The following is a 17,584-nucleotide window of genomic DNA, read 5'->3' on the forward strand; positions in this document are numbered from 1 at the left end:
TTGTTATCTGGCGGTGCTGGGTTGCGAGATCGCCATCTGCTCGTGGGTGACCCTGTTTGCGCTGAGCCTGTTACCCGTGTCGGTGGGGTTGCTGGGCGGGCAGTGGCGATTGGCTTCGCTGCTTGAGACGGCCGAGCCAGAGGCTCAAGCCTGCCGTCAGGATGAGGACCAGCTCAATTCCCATGACCAGACCGCCCAGCTCGCCTTGCTCCCAGAAGGGGTGCAGGTAAAGCCCACCCAGACTGGCACCCAGATAGTAGGCCACCAGATAGAGGGAGGAGGCGAGAGCGCGGTTGTGTTCGACATGATGACCGACCCAGGCACTGGCGCAGGCGTGTGCCAGGAAAAAGCCGAAGCTGGAGATCAGCAAGCCGCTCAGGATCCCGAGCAGACTGCCCTGCAGCAGCCACAGACTGCCGATAGCCATCAGCGCGATCCCCACTAGCAGCATCCGTTGTGCTCCCCAGCGGTTGGCAAAGCGGCCGCTCAAGGAGGAGGCTACAGTCCCCGAGAGATAGGTGAGAAACAGCATGCCGAGCCACTGCGTGGGCAGGGAGAAGGGGGGCTTGGCCAGCAGGAAGGTGAGATAGCTGAACTGGTTCAGAAACACCATAAAGTTGAGCCCCCCGATAAGGTAAGCCCCTACCAGCAAGGGATTGGTCAGGTGTTGTTGCAAGGCGCGAGCAAATTGGCCGCGAACGGGGGCGCTCGCCACAAAGCGGGTCTGATGGGGCAGCAGCCAGAAGACCAGCGGCAGCAGTGACAGGCTGATCACACCAATCCCCAGAAAGGTATGTTGCCAGTCGCCAAACCAGCCCGCCAACAGACCGCCGACCACTCGACCGGCAATGCCACCGAGGGAGTTGGCGGCAATATAGACCCCCACCGCCGAGAGCAGCGCCCGTTTGCTGAACTCTTCCCCCATATAGGCAATCGCGGTCGCGGGCAGTCCTGCCAGCAGCGCGCCCTGCAGGATGCGTAGCAGCAGCAGGGTGCCAAACTGCTCAACCAGCGGGATCAACAGTGAGAGCAGGATCGCCAGGGTGAGGGTACCCAGCATGACCTGCCGACGGCCATGGCGATCCGCCAGTCTGGCGCAGATCAGCAGGGAGGCGGCGAGGCCTGCAGTGCATCCTGCCAGGGTCCAGCTGGCCGAGAGGGAGTTGACCGAGAAGACCTCGGCAATCAGGGGTAACAGGGGGTGGGTCTGGTAGAGGTTCAGAAACACCAGAAAAGAGCCCAGGCTGAGGGCCAGGGTTGCACGTATCCACTCGCGACTTCCAACTTCAATCATTGCGTATTGTCCTGACTACTTTTGGTCAGGGTAGAGTCCTTTCGGTTATAAATATAATATATTTAAGTTATCCAACTCATAAGATGAATTGATACATGGATCTAAAACAGCTCACCTATCTGCTGGCGGTCAGGGATGCCGGCTCATTTACCAAGGCAGCCAACAGTCTGCATGTGGCACAGCCGGCCATCAGCATGGCAATCGCCAAGCTGGAGCAGCAGCTCGAATTGCGGCTGTTTGATCGACAGGACCGGGCGGTACGGCTCACCCCGGAGGGAGAGGTGCTCTGTCGCCATGCCGAGCGCTTGTTGTTGCAGATGCATCAGGCCGAGGCCGAGATGGCCGAGCTCAAGGGGTTGGAGCGGGGGGAAGTGCGGATCGGGATCCCCTATATGATGGGCTCCTACTATTTCCCCCCTCGTCTGATGGCCTTCAAGCATCGCTATCCCGGCCTCAAGATCCGGGTCGAAGAGGCCGGCACCCGTGAGCTGCTCAGCCGGATGGTGGATGGCTCCCTCGATCTCGCCATTCTCATCACCAGTGATCTCCCCCCCGCCATCGAGGGGGCACATCTGCTGAGTGAAGAGATGTTGATGGTGGTGGGGGACGATCACCCCTTGCGTGGCGCATCGGCCGTCACCCTCTCTCAGTTTTTCGCTCAGGAGCTGGCGCTGTTTCGCCGTGGTTTCTACCACCGGGAGCATATGGAGGCGCTGGCCCAGAGCCTGGGCGTCGAACCCGATATCGCCTTCGAGAGCAATCTTATCCCTCTGCTCAAGGCGGTGGTGCGGCAAGGCTTTGCTGTGACCACCTTCTTGCGGATGGTGCTGGAAGAGGAGCCGGATCTGAGTGGCGTGCCCTTCGACCCGCCTATCTATCTCGATCTCTGCGTGGCGTGGCGGCGTGGCGATCCGCTCTCCATGGCCAACCGTGCCTTGCGTGATTTCCTACTCAAGGAGCGCCCGGCCTGATGGCGGCGGGCCATTGCTGAAAGTTTGTTACTATTAACGGTGGGTTCGCTTGAGGGCTACACCATGAAATTGCAGCAATTGCGCTATATCGTCGAGGTGGCGAACCACAGGCTGAATCTGTCGGCCACCGCCGAGAGCCTCTTTACCTCCCAGCCCGGGATCAGCAAACAGGTGCGGATGCTGGAGGATGAGCTGGGGATCCAGATCTTCGAGCGCAGCGGCAAACACCTGACCCAGATCACCCCCATAGGTCGGGACGTGATCAAAGTGGCCGCCGAGGTGCTGGACAAGGTCGCCACCATCAAGGTCATGGCCAGGCAGCATGTGCATCCGGAGCAGGGAACCCTCACCATTGCCGCTACTCATCTGCAAGCCCGTTATATTCTGCCCGCCATCCTCAAGGGTTTCATGGCCCGCTTTCCCAAAGTTGCCGTAACTGTGATGCAGGGGAGTGCGGCGCAGTGCCGCGCAGCCGTACATGATGGCGCTGCCGATCTGCTGCTTGTCGATGAACCGGAGGAGGGGAGCGATCTGCTCATGCTTCCTTCTTTTCAGTGGCAACGGGGCTTGGTGCTGCCCAAGGATCATCCGTTGGCCAAAGCACCATCGCTGACCCCGGCCGAGCTGGTGGAGTTTGCGCTAGTGACTGACGGAAGGGCGCTCTCTGCCGCTTATAGCACTGATTGCGCTCATGCTGAGAGCCGGATCGCCTGCTGTGCGAGCGACAGCGATGTGCTCAAGACCTATGTCAGACAAGGGATTGGTATAGGGGTGATGGCAACCTTTGCCTGGGAGCCCCAGCGCGATGGCGATCTGGTGCTCAAAACGGCGCCCTGGCTACCAGGCGGTGTGGCCGCTATCGGGTTGCGCAGAGGGGCATTTTTATGTGGCTATCTCTACGATCTGATTGAACGTCTCGCGCCGCAATTGACCCACGAGCGGGTCGATCAATACTGCGCGGCCCGCACTGGCGAAGAGCTTGAAGCTCTGCTGGCCAATCTGACCGTACCACAGCGATAGCTAGGGTCGTCCCAAGAAAAACGCCTCCAGTTGGGAGGCGTTTGAGTATCCGGTATTCGTCAATGCAGGCTCATTTTTTGAGCATGTGATCCAGCTTGTTGGCCTTGGTCGACAGATAGAACTCGTTGTGGGGATTGCGCCCTTCCTGCAACGGTACCCGTTCGGCCACCGGAATACCGAAGGATTCCATCGCTTTCATCTTGCGCGGGTTATTGGTCATCAGTTTGAGAGACTTGACCTCAAGCTGCTTGAGCATATCGGCGCAGATGGTGTAGTCGCGCATATCGGCGGCGAAACCAAGGGCTACGTTGGCCTCCACGGTATCGGCCCCCTGATCCTGCAGGTGATAGGCGCGGATCTTGTTGAGCAAGCCGATGCCACGGCCCTCTTGACGCACATACAGCAACACGCCACGACCGGCTTTGGCGATATTCTCCATGGCCGCCTGCAACTGGAAACCGCAGTCACAACGCAGGCTGAACAGGGCGTCGCCGGTCAGGCACTCTGAGTGGATCCGGCCCAGCACGGGCTCGTCACCGGTAATGTCGCCCATCACCAGTGCGGCGTGATCTTTGCCTGTGCCGGTTTCCTGAAAACCTACCAGCGTGAAGGTGCCCCAAGGGGTTGGCAATTTGGATTGGGCCACGAGGGTAACGCTGCTCATAGGTTGCTCCTTACTACTAACGGCTCAAAAAAGGGGGCCAGTTTAGCGCGCCTTGTCAGGAACGACCATAAGAACAAGTCCCTGCATTGCTTAATGAAATCTCCAAATGAGATACAAGCACAGCTGTCCGTCGGAGTTTTGGCCCTTTGTGCGGATTGATGACTGCCAGGCTCACCACATTCGGGTATAATCGGCGCCTATTAACCCACCCCTTCGGGATGGGAGCAACACAGTGCAGGAGAGAAGTTATGCCTCAGATGGCCCCCGTAATGACAATTGATGGCCCCAGTGGTGCAGGTAAAGGCACCTTGTGTCAGCTGCTTGCTGAGAAGCTGGGTTGGCACTTGCTGGACTCGGGCGCCATCTATCGGGTGTTGTCCCTGGCCGCCCTGCATCACGATGTAGAGCTGGACAGTGAAGCCTCACTGGTGCCACTGGCTGCCAATCTGGATGTGCAATTTCAGGTTGAGGGCGATCTGGTCAAGGTGATCCTGGAAGGGGAAGATGTCTCCCGCACCATCCGCACCGAAGAAGTGGGTAATGCTGCCAGTAAAATCGCCGCCTTCCCCCGGGTGCGCGAAGCATTGTTGCGCCGTCAGCGTGCTTTTCGTCAGGCCCCGGGTCTGATTGCCGATGGTCGTGACATGGGCACAGTTGTTTTCCCCGAGGCCGAGGTGAAGATTTTCCTCGACGCCAGTGCCGAAGAGCGGGCCCAGCGTCGCTATAAGCAGTTGCAAGATAAGGGCTTTGATGTTAACTTTGAGCGTCTTTTAACCGAGATTCGGGAACGTGACGATCGCGACAGAAATCGCGCTACTGCACCCCTGAAACCGGCAGAAGATGCTCTGGTGGTAGATTCTACCGCCATGACCATAGATGAAGTGCTGGCAACAGTACTCGCCTATGCAGAGCAACAACTTGGTGATGCCAGCGCAAGCTGACATCCGGTCGTCTGCACCAAGGATGGCGCAGATTATTTAAAACAGCCCCGCTTGTGCCGGATTGCAAGTGGATGTTTCATTTGTGACATAAACAATGATCGAATCTTTTGCTCAACTCTTTGAAGAGTCCCTGAACGCCGTTGAAACCCGTCAAGGTTCCATCGTCAAGGGTACTGTCGTTGCTATCGAGAACGGTTTTGTACTGGTTGACGCCGGTCTGAAATCCGAGTCCGCTATCCCGGCTGAAGAATTCAAGAACGCCATGGGCGAGCTGGAAATCAACGTCGGCGACACCGTTGACGTGGCTCTGGACTCTATCGAAGATGGTTTCGGCGAAACCAAGCTGTCCCGCGAAAAAGCCAAGCGCCACGAAGCCTGGCTGCAGCTTGAGAAGGCTTACGAAGAGCAAGCTACCGTTATCGGTATCATCAACGGCAAGGTCAAGGGTGGTTTCACCGTTGAACTGAACGGCATCCGTGCCTTCCTGCCGGGTTCTCTGGTTGACGTGCGTCCGATCCGTGACACCGCTCACCTGGAAAACAAAGAACTCGAGTTCAAAGTCATCAAGCTGGACCAGAAGCGCAACAACGTTGTTGTTTCCCGTCGTGCCGTGATCGAGACCGAGAACACCTCCGAGCGCGAAAGCCTGCTGGCTAACCTGCAAGAAGGTCAAGAAGTTAAGGGTATCGTCAAGAACCTGACCGACTACGGTGCATTCGTAGATCTGGGCGGTGTTGACGGCCTGCTGCACATCACCGACATGGCGTGGAAGCGCGTTAAGCATCCTTCCGAAATCGTCAACGTTGGCGACGAGATCGCTGTCAAGGTTCTGAAGTTCGACCGCGAGCGTACCCGTGTATCCCTGGGTCTGAAGCAGCTGGGCGAAGATCCCTGGGTTGCTATCGCCAAGCGTTACCCGGAGACCACCCGTCTGTCTGGCCGCGTGACCAACCTGACCGACTACGGCTGCTTCGTTGAAATCGAAGAAGGCGTTGAAGGCCTGGTACACGTATCCGAGATGGATTGGACCAACAAGAACATCCACCCGTCCAAAGTTGTTAACGTTGGCGACGTGGTTGACGTGATGGTTCTGGACATCGACGAAGAGCGTCGTCGTATCTCCCTGGGTCTGAAGCAGTGCAAATCCAACCCGTGGCAGCTGTTTGCCGAAACTCACGCCAAAGGCGACCGTGTTTCCGGCAAGATCAAGTCCATCACTGACTTCGGTATCTTCATCGGTCTGGATGGCGGCATCGACGGCCTGGTTCACCTGTCTGACATCTCCTGGAACAACCAGGGCGAGGAAGCCGTGCGTGAATTCAAGAAAGGCGACGAGATCGAAGCCGTTGTTCTGCAAGTGGATCCGGAGCGTGAGCGCATCTCCCTGGGTGTCAAGCAGATCGAAGAAGACCCGTTCAACAAGTACCTGGCTGACAACAAGAAAGGTGCTATCGTGAAGGGTAAGGTTACCGAGGTTGATGCCAAAGGTGCCGTTATCGAACTGGCTGACGGCGTAGAAGGCTACCTGCGTGCCTCCGACGCTGCTCGTGACCGTGTAGAAGACGCCACTCTGGTGCTGTCTGTTGGTGACGAAGTTGAAGCTAAATTCATGGGCGTTGATCGTAAGAACCGCACCGTAAGCCTGTCTGTCCGTGCTAAGGACGAGGCTGATGAGCGTGTTGCTATCGATAACCTGAACCAGCAAGAAGAAGTTGTGTTCAGCAATGCTATGATGGAAGCGTTCAAAGCCGCCAAGGGTGAGTAATCCTTGATGCAAGAAAAGGGCGGCATTGCGCCGCCCTTTTTTATCCTGGCAAAATGAATATTGCATGTGATCGGGGAAGGAGATTTAACGTTATGACCAAATCAGATCTCATCGAACAACTGGCAGCCAGCCGCATGCATATGCCGGCCAAGGATGTCGAAGCCGCCATCAAGGAGATCCTTGAGCAGATGGCGTCGACCTTGCAAAACGGCGACCGGATTGAAATCCGCGGATTTGGCAGTTTTTCACTGCACTATCGTGCGCCCCGTGTGGGCCGCAACCCCAAGACTGGGGACAAGGTTGAACTGACCGGGAAATATGTCCCGCACTTCAAACCTGGCAAAGAGTTGCGCGAGCGCGTCAACATCATTGAATAATGCAGAAATGGGCATACCTCGGGTATGCCTTTTTTCTTTTTGGCACCGATTCCTGTGCCAATCGTCTTGTTTCTTAAACTCTTTTCCCATTCACTCTAGAGTCTGCCTGCGATTTTAAGGATAATCAGCCTCTCATTAGATACTGACAGGGAGCTCTTATGAAGCGTATTTTGGCCCTCATTCCGCTGGTGCTGGTGTTTGTTCTGACCCTGGCGCTGGGCTCACAAAATGGCCAGCTGGTTCAGTTCAATTACCTGATCGCTCAGGGTGAGTTTTCGCTTGCCATGCTGTTGGGCTTCTTCTTCGCTGGCGGTTTTTTGCTGGGCTGGCTGGTATTCGGCCTGCTGTTCCTGCGCCTGAAAATGCAAAACCGCACCCTCAACCGCACCATGCGTCGTCAATCCCGCGAGTTGGAGCTGGCCCGGTCACCGGGTAAGGAATAATGTTCCTCAATGCTTGAACTGCTTTTCCTGCTGTTGCCCATCGCCGCCGGTTATGGTTGGTACATGGGTCGCAGGAGTGTTCGCCAGGACACACAGAAACAGAGTAACCAGTTTTCCCGCCAGTATGTGGCGGGCCTCAACTATTTGCTGTCCGATGAATCCGACAAGGCGGTGGATCTCTTTATCCAGCTGCTTGAGGTGGACAGTGAAACCATCGAAACACACCTCTCCCTCGGCAACCTGTTTCGCCAGCGTGGGGAGGTCGATCGTGCCATCAAGATCCACCAGAACCTGGTGACCCGCCAACTGACCCGGGAGCAGCGGCAGCTTGCCCTGCAGGAGCTGGCGCGCGACTTTCTGGCTGCCGGTCTGCTGGATAGGGCCGAGGCACTCTGGAATGAGCTGTGTGACGACAGCGACTATGAAGAGACGGCGCTGGCACAGCTGTTGATCATTCATCAACAACTGCGGGATTGGGACAAGGCCATCGATGTGGCGGTGCGTCTGCAAAAATTCCAGGGCAAGAAGCTGGCCGACCCTATCTCCCATTTCTATTGCGAGCAAGCTGAAATCGCGCTGCGTGAGGGCAATAAAGGGGAGGGGCTGGCCAAGCTCAAACGGGCGCTCGGTATCAATCCGGCCTGTGCCCGGGCCAGTTTGCGCCTCGCTGAGCTCGCCATGGCAGATGGAGAGTATGAGCAGGCCAGCAAGGAGTTGCTGCGGGTGTTCGAGCAGGATATCGACTTTGCCTCCGAGGCGATGCCCAAATTGCTCGAGTGCTATCAGCAGTTGGGCCGCACGCCCGCATTGATCCCGCTGCTTGAGAAGGCAGTGGAAGATCACGCTGGCGTCAGCGTGACCCTGGCCCTTGCCAAGCTGGTTGAAGAGCGTGATGGCCTGAGCCAGGCCCGTTTGCTGGTGCTGCGTCAGCTGCGTCGTCATCCGTCGATGAAAGGTTTTTACCAGCTGGTGGGTTTTCAGCTGGCCAGTGCGGAAGAGGGACCCGCCAAGGAGAGCCTCGAGCTGCTGCAACAACTGGTCGGCGAGCAGATCAAAATCAAGTCAACCCACAAGTGTCGACAGTGCGGTTTTGCCACTCACTCGCTGTTCTGGCAGTGCCCGTCTTGTCGCCAGTGGGGTTCCATCAAGCCGATCCGTGGTCTGGACGGTGAATAACAAGCAATAGGATGTGAGATGCAAGATCCCAAAGTACTGGTAGCGCTGGATTATCAGCACGAGGCAGATGCCTTAGCGTTCGTTGAACGTATCTCTCCGGCCCAGTGCCGTCTCAAGGTAGGCAAGGAGATGTTTACCCTGTTTGGCCCGCAGTTTGTACGCCAGCTGGTGGCCAGGGGATTCGATGTCTTTCTGGATCTGAAATTTCACGATATTCCCAATACCGTTGCCAAAGCCGTGGCAGCCAGTGCCGAGCTCGGTGTCTGGATGGTCAACGTGCATGCCAGTGGTGGTGAGCGGATGATGCGTGCCGCCAAAGAGGCGCTACTGCCTTATGGCGACAAGGCGCCCCTGCTTATCGGCGTGACCGTGTTGACCAGCATGGAGCAGTCCGACATGATCCCTCTTGGTCTGGATGTAAGCCCGGCCGAGCAGGTGATCCGGCTGGCTACCCTGACCAAGGCATCCGGTCTGGATGGTGTGGTCTGCTCTGCCAACGAGGCCCATGAGTTGAAAGCATTGCTGGGCGCCGATTTCAAGCTGGTGACCCCGGGTATTCGCCCGACTGGTTCAGCGGCCGGGGATCAGCGCCGGGTGATGACACCCAAAGCGGCGGTCGAGGCGGGTTCCGATTATCTGGTTATCGGTCGCCCCATCACGCAGGCTGCCGATCCGGCCGCCATGCTGGCCAGCATCAATGCCGAGCTGGCTGGTGCGTAACAGGCTCACTCAGTGAGACGCGGTGCAGGCCGAGCAACAGGCCTGCACCGGCCCCGATAAGATGAGAGCCGATGTGTACCCTGGCATTGATCAGGGTGGATATCGGGCTCTCTCCTGCGTTGTAGAAGTCCATCACCAGCTTGAGCCCCATCCCCGCTAGCAGCAGCCAGCCCGACGTGCGGCGTCCGTGGCGGATATCCTGCATTGCCCCCCAGACAAACAGACCATGCAGCGAGCCGGATAGCCCCATGTACCACTGGGTCTGCGGGCACCACCACCAGATCCCCAAGCCCACTGCCAGCCAGAGCAGCAACATCAGCAGCGGCAGGCGAGCCCCACCCAGATAGTCGCGAAACAGGCTATAGAGGATGGCGAGGCCGCCCAGATTGAGCAGCAGGTGCCACAGATTGGTATGAGCCAGATTGCCTGTTATGATCCGCCACCCTTCGCCCCCGGCGATCAAGGGCCGATCGAAGGAGAGCTGAAGATTGGGAACGGTAAAGAAGAGTAGCAAGCTGGTGAGAGAGAGCGTGATAACCCAGAGCAATCCAGATTTGTCTGACAACATGAAACAGTCCAACGACAAGAACAGTCGATACTGTACACGTTGCACCCGAGCCCTCAAAGCCTGCCTGTGCGATTATATTGTGCCGGTTGACAATCACACGCCCCTCTACATCTTGCAGCACCCCAACGAGGTGGCACATCCCAAGGGGACTGCGGCGCTGCTGGCTGCCTCTTTGCAACAGTGCGAGATCCATGTGGGGGAGGACTTTTCCCGCGATGAGTGGCTTAATGTGCTGCTAGCTGACCAATCCCGTCGTTATTATTTGCTTTGGCCGAATGAGGATGCCATTTCGCTGACCGATCTTCGCCAACAGTGGGAGAGTGAATCCTCTGGCTCCGCATCCGTCGCCTTTATCTTGCTAGACGGCACCTGGCGCAAAGCCTATCGCATGTTGCAGAGCAACCCGACACTGGCCCGCTTGCCCCGCATCGGCATTGGTGCCATTGCCGGTCAATATGCCATTCGCAAGAAACCCTTTCCCGATGCCCTCTCTACCATAGAGGCGGGCTATCACCTCTTGTCCCGGTGGGAGGGGAGGCCGGAGCACTATGCGCCCTTGCTGACCCTGTTTAACCGGTTGAATACCCAGTGGCAGGACTTTGCCGAAGGCCGCCGCGCGTGACAATTCAAGGAGTTATCAAGATGAAAAAAGCAGTCGTGGTTTTCAGTGGCGGTCAGGACAGCACTACTTGTCTGGTGCAGGCATTGGCTCAGTATGATGAAGTGCACGCCATCACCTTCGACTATGGCCAGCGCCATCGGGAAGAGATCGACACCGCGCGCTGTCTGGGCAGTGCACTGGGGATTGCCGCCCACAAGGTGATGGATGTGACGCTGCTCAATGAGCTGGCGGTCTCTGCCCTGACCCGTGACGACATTCCTGTCAGCTGCGAGCTGCAGGATAACGGGCTGCCCAACACCTTCGTGCCGGGCCGCAATATCCTGTTCCTGACCCTGGCTTCCATCTATGCCTATCAGGTGGGCGCCGAAGCGGTGATCACAGGTGTGTGCGAGACCGACTTCTCCGGCTATCCCGATTGCCGTGACGAGTTCGTCAAGGCCCTCAATCAGGCGGTGTCGCTGGGGCTGGATCGCGGCATCCGTTTTGAAACTCCCTTGATGTGGCTCGACAAGGCCGAGACCTGGGCTCTGGCGGATCACTATGGTCACCTCGACACGGTGCGCCAGCAGACCCTGACCTGCTACAACGGCATTGCCGGTGACGGCTGCGGCACGTGTCCTGCGTGTGAACTGCGCAGTCGCGGCCTGAACAACTATCTGGCCGACAAGGCGGGCATCATGGCCAGACTGTTTGAGAAAACCGGGCTGGGCGAGAAAAGCGCAGAGTGAGCCTGCGTCTTGTCGTGGCTTGGGGTATAATCCGCGACTTTTGCAACAAGCCGTGATCGAGATGCACTACCCAATCAACGAGATTTTCCAGACCATCCAGGGGGAGGGCATCTTTACCGGCCTGCCCGCCATCTTTGTTCGCCTGCAGGGTTGCCCGGTGGGCTGCCCCTGGTGCGATACCCGTCATACCTGGGTTGTTGATCCGGCTCGAGAAGTGGGTAAGGCGGCGGTGCTGGATCGCTCCAACGAATCCGATTGCTGGAGCCAACTCAGCACCGCGCAGATTATCAAGAGCTTTACCGATCTGGGTTATCAGGCGCGCCATGTGGTGATCACCGGTGGTGAACCCTGCCTCTACGATCTGCACGAACTCTCGTCAGCCCTGCTGGCGGCGGGTTATCAGGTGCAGATTGAAACCAGTGGCACCAGCGAGATCAAGACCCATGAGCAGACCTGGGTGACCGTCTCCCCCAAAATTGGCATGAAAGGGGGGCTGCCTGTGCTGGTCTCGGCGCTGGAGCGGGCCAACGAGATCAAGCATCCGGTGGCCACCGAGCACCATATTGAAGAGCTGGATGCGCTGCTCGCTACCGCTACCCTGCGCCCGGACGTGGTCATTGCCTTGCAGCCGATCAGCCAGAAACCACGGGCCACCCAATTGGCGATGGATACCTGTATCGCGCGTAACTGGCGACTCTCAATCCAGACTCATAAATATCTGGATATCGATTAATATGGATTGGCTATCCGACGAACAGGTACTGCTGACCCTGACCAACAAGATGCCTTACGGTAAATATCAGGGGCGGCGTATCATCGATATTCCCGAGCCCTATCTGGTGTGGATGGCGCGCAGCGGTTTTCCGGCGGGTAAATTGGGCCAGACGCTGGCGCTGGCTTACGAAATCAAACTCAATGGACTCGAGTCCATGATTATTCCCATTATTAACAGGATGTCGGTATGAGAATATATACGAGGCAGGGCGACAAGGGCATGACCCGGCTGGCCGATGGTATCCAGTTGCCAAAGGATCATTTGCGGGTCGAGACCTACGGTTATATCGATGAGCTCAACTCCCATATTGGCTTGCTGATTTGTGACGTCCCGTCGCGAGAGGTCGGCTTATTGGCTGATTTACAGCTGTTGCAACAGGAGTTGTTTGATCTGGGGGGGGAGTTGGCATTCTCCAGCAACGCCCAGAATGAATCGATTTGGCAAGTTAATGCCGCCTGGACCACTCGCCTTGAACAGCAGATAGATCGTTATAGTGAGCCATTGCCACCGCTGCGCCAATTTATATTGCCGGGTGGTTCCCGTGCCGCGGCGCAAGCGCATGTGGTGCGTACTCTGGTGCGTCATTGCGAGCGCTTGCTGCTGACATTGAGCCGGGAAGAGCGGGTTAATCCCGAGGTGCTGCCCTATTTGAACCGGATGAGTGACTGGTTCTTTACCGTTGCCCGCTATCTCATCTGCGTGGCAGGGGATCGTGAAGAGCTGTGGGTAAAGGCTGCAGACCGCCCGCAATCAGCAATCTGATGTTTAATATTTAAGCGGCAATAAAAAACCTCGCCTTGGCGAGGTTTTTTATTCGCAACGCAAGCGCTGTCAGATAGCAAAATCTTCCAGTGATTTGCCTGCTGCCACTGCGCTGGCAATGGCCGAAGGCATACGACCCTGGCCGGTCCAGGTTTTCTCTACGCCATTATCCTGATAGCGATATTTGGCCGGACGTGGTGCCCGCTTGGCTTTTTCTGAATTGGCGGGGTTGGTGGCGACAGCGCTTACCAATTCTGCCGGGTCAATACCGGCGGCTTTCAGCATTTCGCTATATTCGTTAATTTTCCGCAGATGTTCTTCACGGGCCTGACGCTCGGCAGCTTCATCCTGCTGACGTTCAGCAACGATAGCAGAGAGTTTTTCCAGTGCCTCTTCCAGTTGTTCCAGAGAAAGTTCACGGCAGGTCGCACGCAGACTGCGGATATTAAGCAGTACCTTTAAAAATTCATTCATAGGAGTTACCACGTCGAGTCAGAGAAAAATATTATGTTCCAGCTGATTCTTGCTTGGCGATTTAAATAAGTCAAGCCGGGTTAAATATTATATCCGTGGCGATCATCAATACAGATATTTAATATGGCCAGCAATAGGTAACAGGGGTTGGATGCCAATGAAGCCGCAGTAGGTGAAAATAGCGTCAAAGCTGGCGTTGCTGCATCATTTGACTACCATTTTCAGACGTTGATATGTTTATCATGACTATTTAATCAAAAAACTTGCTATAAGCTGCCATCTCGATAAAATGCTTGGCGAATACCTTTAAGTAGAGGCGCGCTGCCTATGAGTATTTGTGCGGAGGGTGATGCCTGTGATGCACAAGGAAAGGAGTCAGCGCCGAAGTGGCCAGGCCATCATACCGGGCTGCTGGTTCTGCATCTAATAGGTGCAGGACTGCCATAGTCATCCACTATGGAGCGCTACCTGAAGGGGCTGAGGAGTATGACCTCCCCATAGGTTTTGTTTCTTTAGATCCTCTCGGTAGATCTCCACCTGTAATCTTTAGGTGCAAAGAGATCATGGACATTAGTCATTTCGCCGACTCCGGTTGGTCCGTACTTCCCCCTCTGTTGGCTGTTGCGCTGGCGATCATGACCCGCCGCGTGCTGCTGTCCCTTGGTGTGGGCATCGTTACCGGCAGTTTGCTGCTCAATCAGTTTTCACCTCTCGACTCCCTGCATTACATGTTGAATACCGTGCTCAAGATCTTCTGGGTCGATGGCGCGCTCAATCGTGACAACGTCAACATGATCCTGTTTATGCTGCTGCTGGGCGGCCTCATCAGCCTGATGAGTGTCTCCGGGGCGACCCGTGCCTTTGCCGAGTGGGCCGAGCGTCGTGCCAAGACCCGCAAGGGCGCCAAAGCGCTGACCGGCATGATGGTGTTTGCCTTCTTTATTGATGACTTCTTCCACAGCCTGTCGGTGGGGGCCATCTGCCGTCCGGTCACCGACCGCTTCCAGATCTCCCGCGCCAAACTGGCTTATCTGCTGGACTCCACCGCGGCGCCGGTCTGCGTGCTGATGCCCATCTCCTCCTGGGGCGCCTATATCATCGCCCTGGTTGGCGGCATCATGGCGGCCCACGGTCTGACCGAGCAGAGCCCCATCGCGGCGTTTGTCGAGATGATCCCGATGAACCTCTACGCCGTCTTCACCCTCATCATGGTGCTGGTGGTGATTGCATTCCAACTCGATATCGGCCCGATGCGTCAACACGAAGAGTGGGCGCTGGAAGGCAAGCTGTGGGATGAGTCCAAGGGGCGCCCCATCGGTCTGGATATGGAGAGCCCGGAGGAGAGCAACGGCGGCATGATTGACATGGTCTTGCCGATCCTGACCCTGACCGCCGCCACCATCTATTTCATGATCGATTCCGGTGCTGCGGTGCTGAGCGAGAAAGGGCTGCCCTTCAGCGTGCTCGGTTCGTTCGAAAACACCAACGTCGGCTCTTCGCTGGTTTACGGTGCCCTGTGCAGTCTGGTGGTCTCCATCGGTCTGGCCATGCGCTTGAAGCTGGGTGCCAAGAACTGGATCAAGGCGGCTCCGCAAGGTGTCATGGCCATGCTGCCAGCCATCAACATCCTGCTGTTTGCCTGGACCATAGGTGCCGTGGTACGCGATGTGGAGACCGGCAAGTACCTGGCTTCGCTGGCTAACGGCAACCTGCCGATCGAAGTGCTGCCCGCCGTGGTCTTTATCCTCTCCTGTGCCATGGCATTTGCCACCGGCACCAGCTGGGGCACCTTCGGCATCATGCTGCCGCTGGCCGGTGACATGGCCGCCGCCAGTGACATCAGCCTGATGCTGCCGATGCTGGCCGCGGTACTGGCAGGCTCGGTATTCGGGGATCACAGCTCACCCATCTCCAGCACCAGCATCCTCTCTGCCACCGGCGCCGGCTGCCATCACATCGATCACGTGATGACCCAGCTGCCTTATGCGCTGGCCATCGCCTTCGGTGCGGCCATCGGTTACCTGGCGATGGGGGTGATGCACTCCAGCCTGGCCGGTTTTAGCGTCAGCGCCCTCTGGTTCGTGCTCTTTACCAGCTATCACCTGAAAAAGGCCAAAGCGCGGCCAGCTCTGGCAACCGCGTAACATTTATAGAGCAAGGGGCCCGCGGGCCCCTTGGTTTTGTCAGGGGCTTTGGTTAGCATGCGCCCCATAAATTCAGTTTCGGAACAGTATCATGGCTTCACTGCACTACAAATTTGCCACCATGAATTCAGGCAAATCCACCCAGCTCATTCAGGCGCACTTCAACTATCTGGAGCGGGGCATGCATCCTCTGGCGATGACGCCAGCCATCGATGACCGTTTCGGGGTCGGGGTGATCAGTGCCCGAGTAGGCCTTGAACTGAAGGTGGACGTGTTCAGCGACAGCTGTGATCTGTTTGAAATGGTGAAAGCGCGCCATGCGAAGAAACATATCGATGTTTTCATCGTGGACGAGGCCCAGTTCCTGACCCGTGAGCAGGTCTACCAGTTAGCCCGCATCGTCGATGAGCAGGATATTCCGGTGATGGCCTATGGCCTCAAGACCGATTTTCGCGGCGAGCTGTTCCCGGGTTCCTACCATCTGCTCTGTCTGGCCGACAAGTTTGAAGAGCTGAAGAGCATCTGCTGGTGCGGCAACAAGGCCCACATGAACTCCCGGGTCAACGAAGCGGGTCAGGTGATGCGCGATGGCGAACAGGTGGAGATCGGTGGTAACGATCGCTATGTGTCGCTCTGCCGCAAGCACTATCTGGAAGGTCGGGCCTACAAGTAACCCAATTGTGATATTTGAATAGTCGAGAAGGGCGCCAATCTGGCGCCCTTTTTCTTTTCCTGCTTGTTTCCCCAGCTTGCTTCTCTGCGGTTCAGTCGATCTCGATATCCACCGGCGCAATGATGGGGTCGGCCACCGGCAGGCGTTGAAATAGCTGGCGGAAATGGTGCTGTACCCGGCCGATATCGACCAGTGACATGCCGGAGGCAAAACCGAACCAGACATAGAGGCCGGTGAGATCGCGAAACATCGGCGGCAAATAGCGGGGAGCGGCGATCAGCCCCTCCAGATAGTGCTGATAGAGCACCGGAATATCATCCAGCGTTACCTTGCCGACAAACAGCATCGGCAGGATCTCGGGCACCCCTTCCAGCACAGCGCTGCGGATAAAGTTGACCGTCTCCACATAGCCACGCACGTAGGAGAGATCCTTGGTAAAGCAGGCGCCGCCGCCCACCATACCGCCACGAAAGACCCGCTGGGTGATCTTGTAGGCGTCGTGCTCGCTGGTGCCCTGCTGCACGAAGTGCTGAAACACCTCGATAAAATCGGCGCCCCGCTCGGCCATGTCGATGGCCATCACCCGATCGGAGATGCGCTTGGCCCGATCCGGAAAGGAGCTGAAGGTAAGGGTCTCAATCAATACTGCCAGCCCTTCCTGGCACGCCGTGATCCGCGGTGAACCGGCGCTCAGCCAGGTGGCATAGGGCTGCTGGCGACCGTTGAGGGTGGTGCCGACATGCACCCACCCCTCGTGTACCTCCAGCACCTGCAAGTCCAGCTCGGAGAAACGGGCGTGGGAGTTGAGCTTGATGTAGTCACCACCGGCCGCGGCGTCGGAGACGATGCCATCGCTCAGCTTCACTTGCACCGTGCCGTCACTGAAGTAGCTCGACAGCTTGCCCTGTAGTTTGGCGACTGCCGCTTCTCCTTCGAACTCCTTGGGGTAGGGGCGCACCAGATGGCGCGCACCGGGCAGGGAGAAGATGTCACACAGGCGGGCGCCCAGCTCCTTGAGGGTCTTGCGATCCCCGCGCAGGTGATCGCTGGCAGAGCCATAAAGCAGCTGGCTGTAACGCTGGAAATCGGGTTGGCCGCGCTGGCGCAGCATCTCGATCACCACCATGTACTGATCGACCGTCTCTTGCAGGATCCGGCCAAGATCGTCATGTGGCCCCAGTTTTCTGCGGATCCTGTCCCGCAGCTCCTTGAGCTCTAGATACTTGTTGCGCGGATCGAAGCCAAGGGGGAGGGCATCATAGAAGTGTCTGTCGATAGCGGGCAGCTCTCTGCCACCGCTTGCCAGAAAGCGCTCTTGCAGATGGCGTGGCCACTTGATGGCATCCAGAATCCGGATGGGTTTTTGCAGGGTGAGCAGCTCATCCGAGAGTGATTTCAGATGGAGGCGATACTTTTCTTGGATGGTCATGGGGCCCCCTGTGGGGCAAGCGTCGTCGTGGATTTGGC

The 17,584-nt window shown here is 57.2% G+C and carries 20 protein-coding genes and 1 riboswitch; of the genes, 15 read left to right on the top strand and 5 right to left on the bottom strand.

What is annotated here, in order from left to right; all coding sequences use genetic code 11:
- Window positions 1-70 precede the first annotated feature (70 nt).
- Window positions 71-1,294, bottom strand: coding sequence for an MFS transporter (locus VF684_RS13320; RefSeq protein WP_139442042.1), 1,224 nt, complete (start codon window positions 1,292-1,294; stop codon window positions 71-73).
- Between the two features lie 95 nt (window positions 1,295-1,389).
- Here VF684_RS13320 and VF684_RS13325 point away from each other — a divergent pair, with 95 nt between their 5' ends.
- Both VF684_RS13325 and VF684_RS13330 read left to right on the top strand, forming a co-directional pair.
- Window positions 1,390-2,265, top strand: a complete 876-nt coding sequence (locus tag VF684_RS13325; RefSeq protein WP_005351154.1) for a LysR family transcriptional regulator — start codon at window positions 1,390-1,392, stop codon at window positions 2,263-2,265.
- Window positions 2,266-2,328: 63 nt separating this feature from the next.
- On the top strand, window positions 2,329-3,285 hold the full coding sequence (locus VF684_RS13330) for a LysR substrate-binding domain-containing protein (protein WP_139435484.1): 957 nt from the start codon (window positions 2,329-2,331) through the stop codon (window positions 3,283-3,285).
- 70 nt (window positions 3,286-3,355) lie between these two features.
- On the opposite strand, the gene ribA is transcribed toward VF684_RS13330, so the two are convergent.
- Window positions 3,356-3,949, bottom strand: a complete 594-nt coding sequence (gene ribA / locus VF684_RS13335; RefSeq protein ID WP_139435482.1) for a GTP cyclohydrolase II — start codon at window positions 3,947-3,949, stop codon at window positions 3,356-3,358.
- Window positions 3,950-4,197: 248 nt separating this feature from the next.
- Between ribA and cmk the strand changes: the two genes are divergently transcribed.
- From cmk to pyrF, 6 genes are all read left to right on the top strand, one after another.
- Window positions 4,198-4,890: a (d)CMP kinase gene (gene cmk, locus VF684_RS13340; RefSeq protein WP_019444698.1), complete on the top strand. Its 693-nt coding sequence runs from the start codon at window positions 4,198-4,200 to the stop codon at window positions 4,888-4,890.
- Window positions 4,891-4,984: 94 nt separating this feature from the next.
- Window positions 4,985-6,655, top strand: coding sequence for a 30S ribosomal protein S1 (gene rpsA, locus VF684_RS13345; RefSeq protein ID WP_005337148.1), 1,671 nt, complete (start codon window positions 4,985-4,987; stop codon window positions 6,653-6,655).
- 92 nt (window positions 6,656-6,747) lie between these two features.
- Window positions 6,748-7,032, top strand: coding sequence for an integration host factor subunit beta (ihfB, locus tag VF684_RS13350; RefSeq protein WP_005299934.1), 285 nt, complete (start codon window positions 6,748-6,750; stop codon window positions 7,030-7,032).
- 158 nt (window positions 7,033-7,190) lie between these two features.
- Entirely contained in the window at window positions 7,191-7,475 is a 285-nt protein-coding gene (locus VF684_RS13355; protein ID WP_005337143.1) for a LapA family protein, read from the top strand.
- A 9-nt stretch (window positions 7,476-7,484) separates the two neighbouring features.
- The gene (gene lapB / locus VF684_RS13360) at window positions 7,485-8,651 is read left to right on the top strand and encodes a lipopolysaccharide assembly protein LapB (protein WP_139442043.1); all 1,167 of its coding nucleotides are present in this window, start codon (window positions 7,485-7,487) and stop codon (window positions 8,649-8,651) included.
- Window positions 8,652-8,669: 18 nt separating this feature from the next.
- Complete coding sequence (gene pyrF / locus VF684_RS13365) at window positions 8,670-9,371, top strand: orotidine-5'-phosphate decarboxylase (RefSeq protein WP_139442044.1); 702 nt, start codon at window positions 8,670-8,672, stop codon at window positions 9,369-9,371.
- Here the strand turns inward: pyrF and rrtA are convergent.
- The gene (rrtA, locus tag VF684_RS13370; RefSeq protein ID WP_162838995.1) at window positions 9,346-9,939 is read right to left on the bottom strand and encodes a rhombosortase; all 594 of its coding nucleotides are present in this window, start codon (window positions 9,937-9,939) and stop codon (window positions 9,346-9,348) included. The two genes, pyrF and rrtA, sit on opposite strands and share 26 nt — an antisense overlap.
- Between rrtA and VF684_RS13375 the strand changes: the two genes are divergently transcribed.
- The 5 genes from VF684_RS13375 to VF684_RS13395 all read left to right on the top strand — a co-directional run bounded on the left by VF684_RS13375 (window position 9,938) and on the right by VF684_RS13395 (window position 12,826).
- The gene (locus VF684_RS13375; protein WP_139442045.1) at window positions 9,938-10,561 is read left to right on the top strand and encodes a tRNA-uridine aminocarboxypropyltransferase; all 624 of its coding nucleotides are present in this window, start codon (window positions 9,938-9,940) and stop codon (window positions 10,559-10,561) included. The two genes, rrtA and VF684_RS13375, sit on opposite strands and share 2 nt — an antisense overlap.
- 20 nt (window positions 10,562-10,581) lie before the next feature.
- Window positions 10,582-11,289, top strand: a complete 708-nt coding sequence (queC, locus tag VF684_RS13380; protein ID WP_139442046.1) for a 7-cyano-7-deazaguanine synthase QueC — start codon at window positions 10,582-10,584, stop codon at window positions 11,287-11,289.
- 61 nt (window positions 11,290-11,350) lie between these two features.
- Window positions 11,351-12,022 carry a 7-carboxy-7-deazaguanine synthase QueE gene (gene queE / locus VF684_RS13385; RefSeq protein ID WP_069527953.1) on the top strand — a complete coding sequence of 224 codons (672 nt, stop codon included), beginning with the start codon at window positions 11,351-11,353 and terminating at the stop codon, window positions 12,020-12,022.
- 1 nt (window position 12,023) lies between these two features.
- Window positions 12,024-12,254, top strand: coding sequence for a DUF3820 family protein (locus VF684_RS13390; protein WP_005337126.1), 231 nt, complete (start codon window positions 12,024-12,026; stop codon window positions 12,252-12,254).
- Window positions 12,251-12,826 (top strand): cob(I)yrinic acid a,c-diamide adenosyltransferase, encoded by a 576-nt coding sequence (locus VF684_RS13395; RefSeq protein ID WP_376898503.1) that lies wholly within the window; start codon window positions 12,251-12,253, stop codon window positions 12,824-12,826. Before VF684_RS13390 ends, VF684_RS13395 begins: the two co-directional genes overlap by 4 nt.
- Window positions 12,827-12,895: 69 nt before the next feature.
- Here VF684_RS13395 and VF684_RS13400 read toward each other — a convergent pair whose 3' ends face one another.
- The gene (locus VF684_RS13400; RefSeq protein WP_376898501.1) at window positions 12,896-13,300 is read right to left on the bottom strand and encodes an H-NS family histone-like protein; all 405 of its coding nucleotides are present in this window, start codon (window positions 13,298-13,300) and stop codon (window positions 12,896-12,898) included.
- 303 nt (window positions 13,301-13,603) lie between these two features.
- A riboswitch (Lysine riboswitch) is annotated at window positions 13,604-13,775 on the top strand.
- Window positions 13,776-13,863: 88 nt separating this feature from the next.
- Between VF684_RS13400 and VF684_RS13405 the strand changes: the two genes are divergently transcribed.
- Both VF684_RS13405 and VF684_RS13410 read left to right on the top strand, forming a co-directional pair.
- Window positions 13,864-15,444 carry a Na+/H+ antiporter NhaC family protein gene (locus VF684_RS13405; RefSeq protein ID WP_234663915.1) on the top strand — a complete coding sequence of 527 codons (1,581 nt, stop codon included), beginning with the start codon at window positions 13,864-13,866 and terminating at the stop codon, window positions 15,442-15,444.
- A 91-nt stretch (window positions 15,445-15,535) separates the two neighbouring features.
- On the top strand, window positions 15,536-16,117 hold the full coding sequence (locus tag VF684_RS13410; RefSeq protein ID WP_005351181.1) for a thymidine kinase: 582 nt from the start codon (window positions 15,536-15,538) through the stop codon (window positions 16,115-16,117).
- A gap of 91 nt (window positions 16,118-16,208) precedes the next feature.
- Here the strand turns inward: VF684_RS13410 and VF684_RS13415 are convergent, their stop codons facing one another.
- Window positions 16,209-17,546, bottom strand: a complete 1,338-nt coding sequence (locus VF684_RS13415; protein ID WP_376898498.1) for a flavohemoglobin expression-modulating QEGLA motif protein — start codon at window positions 17,544-17,546, stop codon at window positions 16,209-16,211.
- Between the last annotated feature and the right edge of the window lie 38 nt (window positions 17,547-17,584).

Origin of the sequence: Aeromonas sp. Lyrl_2, from assembly GCF_051948815.1 — a bacterium.
Taxonomy (GTDB): domain Bacteria; phylum Pseudomonadota; class Gammaproteobacteria; order Enterobacterales; family Aeromonadaceae; genus Aeromonas; species Aeromonas veronii.

Coding starts and splice junctions, on each gene's coding strand:
- VF684_RS13410 (WP_005351181.1), top strand. CDS start 15,536: ATGGCTTCACTGCACTACAAATTTGCCACCATGAATTCAGGCAAATCC.
- pyrF (WP_139442044.1), top strand. CDS start 8,670: ATGCAAGATCCCAAAGTACTGGTAGCGCTGGATTATCAGCACGAGGCA.
- rrtA (WP_162838995.1), bottom strand. CDS start 9,939: ATGTTGTCAGACAAATCTGGATTGCTCTGGGTTATCACGCTCTCTCTC.
- cmk (WP_019444698.1), top strand. CDS start 4,198: ATGCCTCAGATGGCCCCCGTAATGACAATTGATGGCCCCAGTGGTGCA.
- VF684_RS13355 (WP_005337143.1), top strand. CDS start 7,191: ATGAAGCGTATTTTGGCCCTCATTCCGCTGGTGCTGGTGTTTGTTCTG.
- VF684_RS13390 (WP_005337126.1), top strand. CDS start 12,024: ATGGATTGGCTATCCGACGAACAGGTACTGCTGACCCTGACCAACAAG.
- rpsA (WP_005337148.1), top strand. CDS start 4,985: ATGATCGAATCTTTTGCTCAACTCTTTGAAGAGTCCCTGAACGCCGTT.
- VF684_RS13400 (WP_376898501.1), bottom strand. CDS start 13,300: ATGAATGAATTTTTAAAGGTACTGCTTAATATCCGCAGTCTGCGTGCG.
- VF684_RS13405 (WP_234663915.1), top strand. CDS start 13,864: ATGGACATTAGTCATTTCGCCGACTCCGGTTGGTCCGTACTTCCCCCT.
- ihfB (WP_005299934.1), top strand. CDS start 6,748: ATGACCAAATCAGATCTCATCGAACAACTGGCAGCCAGCCGCATGCAT.
- ribA (WP_139435482.1), bottom strand. CDS start 3,949: ATGAGCAGCGTTACCCTCGTGGCCCAATCCAAATTGCCAACCCCTTGG.
- VF684_RS13375 (WP_139442045.1), top strand. CDS start 9,938: ATGAAACAGTCCAACGACAAGAACAGTCGATACTGTACACGTTGCACC.
- VF684_RS13320 (WP_139442042.1), bottom strand. CDS start 1,294: ATGATTGAAGTTGGAAGTCGCGAGTGGATACGTGCAACCCTGGCCCTC.
- VF684_RS13325 (WP_005351154.1), top strand. CDS start 1,390: ATGGATCTAAAACAGCTCACCTATCTGCTGGCGGTCAGGGATGCCGGC.
- queE (WP_069527953.1), top strand. CDS start 11,351: ATGCACTACCCAATCAACGAGATTTTCCAGACCATCCAGGGGGAGGGC.
- queC (WP_139442046.1), top strand. CDS start 10,582: ATGAAAAAAGCAGTCGTGGTTTTCAGTGGCGGTCAGGACAGCACTACT.
- VF684_RS13330 (WP_139435484.1), top strand. CDS start 2,329: ATGAAATTGCAGCAATTGCGCTATATCGTCGAGGTGGCGAACCACAGG.
- lapB (WP_139442043.1), top strand. CDS start 7,485: ATGCTTGAACTGCTTTTCCTGCTGTTGCCCATCGCCGCCGGTTATGGT.
- VF684_RS13395 (WP_376898503.1), top strand. CDS start 12,251: ATGAGAATATATACGAGGCAGGGCGACAAGGGCATGACCCGGCTGGCC.
- VF684_RS13415 (WP_376898498.1), bottom strand. CDS start 17,546: ATGACCATCCAAGAAAAGTATCGCCTCCATCTGAAATCACTCTCGGAT.